This is a genomic window from Mesobacillus sp. (genome assembly GCF_049588175.1).
GTDB lineage: Bacteria > Bacillota > Bacilli > Bacillales > Cytobacillaceae > Mesobacillus.
In genome coordinates, this window is sequence record NZ_JBAVFI010000745.1 from 1 (window position 1) to 2131 (window position 2131).

A 2131-nucleotide genomic window follows, 5' to 3' on the forward strand; every position below is an offset into this window, starting at 1 on the left:
CACTAATTGTGGCTATCCACAATTACGCAGCCTTCTCTGAGATGTTTGAGGAGCTGGAGGAGGCAGTGTCCTTCTTGACGCGCGAAGGATTGAAATACGGCATCTACTTCATCGTGACTGCCATCAACACTGGCTCCATCCGTTACAGGCTGCTGCAGAACTTTAAGCAGATGTATGTGCTCCAGCTGAATGATCAATCTGAATACTCCGGTGTGCTCGGGAATGTCGATGGTGTCTACCCGTCGAAGTCCAAAGGCCGCGGAATCTTTAAGGCGGACACGACCTACGAATTCCAGACCGCTCATATAACAAGCGATATCGACAATATGTATGCTTTCATTACGGACTATTGCAAACGCCAGCGTGAGTCATGGACGCAGCCAGCCGCGAGAAGGGTGCCAATCCTGCCTGAAAGGGTGGATGCAGAGTACCTGCGAGATGAAGAAAGAAATATGAACAGCAACCGGGTACCGGTGGGAATCGAGAAAAACTCGCTTAAGACCGCGCGCTTTGATTTCCTTGGCTCGTATGTGAATGTCGTCACTGCCTTGCAGAATGACCAGTGCACTGGTTTTATCCAAGGGGTAGCCGAGGTATTCGCCGCCAGTGAAGGCCGCGAGCTGATGGTGCTTGACCCTAATCAGCACTTTGCGGCTGGCAGCAGGCAGGGATACAAGTATATTTCCACTCCTGCTGAGCTGGAACAGACAATCATCCATCTCTTCAACACACTTGTGCACAGGAACAATACGACGAAGGACGCCATTGAAGCAGGCGAGCAGCCGCCAATATTCGGCAACATCACCTGCATCATTGATTCCTTCTCGGACGTCATGATGTTTTTATCACCGGATGGCCAGGATAAGCTGAAGGTATTCCTCGAAAAAGGAAACGGCCTAAATGTGAACCTGATTATTTCGGACAGTGCAGATAAACTTAGCGCCATCTCGTTTGAAGGCTGGTTTAAACAGCAAGTTTCACTCAGCGATTTTATCTGGGTGGGCAATGGCATCACAGATCAATATGTGATGAAGATCGGGAAAATAACGAATGACATGTACCAGGAAATCCCGCAAGGATTCGGTTATGTCGTCGTAAAAGGAAAAGCAGCACTCGTGAAGCTATTAACCTCAGTTGAAAGCAAGGAAGAGGAGGTAGCCTACCATGGATAAGGTACTCGTCGAAGTATTCATCCCGGCATCGGAAAAGTCCTATGACGTATTCCTGCCGCCAAAAAGCAAGCTCCACGAAGTCGTATTCCTGCTAGCAGGAACCATGACCGAACTATCAGAAGGATACTTCTCTGCAACAGCCGACACCATCCTCTGCGACAGAAAAACCGGAGCAGTGCTAAACATCAACCAAACAATTGAAGAACTCAGCCTCGCCAACGGCGCCAAGTTGATGCTGATATAGGGACGGTTCTCCTGCTTCCGAAATGACTTTTACGAAAAGACAACAAAGGCACTGGGAAATGAATGAAAAAGTGGAACATTGCAGCTGTACCGGTGCCTTTGCTTGGCTTGAGCGAAAAACGATCGTATACCAGTTGGATTTGTGGAAAGTTCTGATAATGTTTTGATTTTATCAGGACATCCATTGTGAACAGGATCGATAGGTCAAACCTGGAGGCCAAAGTGTATGAAACCACTAGCTAGATGATTTGATGGAAATAAAGGATTCCAAAGAAATAAAACAACATTTTCAGCGATTTTAGAGACCGTAAAAAGCTAGACTATTAGGTTGAATTTAAACTTCAAGGGAAGTGGATGGATTGCGTAAAAGATTTGGATTACTGATCATGACAGTTTTTACGATCGTGGGAGGAGCGGGTTGCATGAGTTCCGAAAGTAATGTTTTAGCAAAGTTAGAAGAAAAGTATGACCAGAAGTTTTCTGTTGAGGGTGTAAAAGAAGGCAGCAAGATGCTGGCTCAGATGTACGGCAAGGATAAGTTGACCGTGTATCCAGAGGGGAATCAAGAGGTTGTTTTCCTGGCACAGGAGGATAAAAATGATAAGAATGTCATCAATGATAATTACATCCCCGCCAAGTGGTCGGAAGAATTGAAGGCAAAGCTTTCATCAAATATCGAAAAAGAGCTTCCTCCTGGAACTCCATACAAAGTATTA

1 protein-coding gene and 2 pseudogenes are annotated in these 2131 nt (G+C 46.1%); all 3 read left to right on the top strand.

The window, feature by feature from the left end; genetic code table 11:
* A pseudogene (locus WB217_RS18100) lies at positions 1-1172 on the top strand (type VII secretion protein EssC); the annotation flags it as partial.
* Positions 1165-1416, top strand: coding sequence for a methyltransferase (locus tag WB217_RS18105; RefSeq protein ID WP_423994698.1), 252 nt, complete (start codon positions 1165-1167; stop codon positions 1414-1416). The pseudogene WB217_RS18100 and the gene WB217_RS18105, both read left to right, overlap by 8 nt.
* Positions 1417-1837: 421 nt before the next feature.
* Positions 1838-2131 (top strand): annotated as a pseudogene (locus tag WB217_RS18110) (hypothetical protein); the annotation flags it as partial.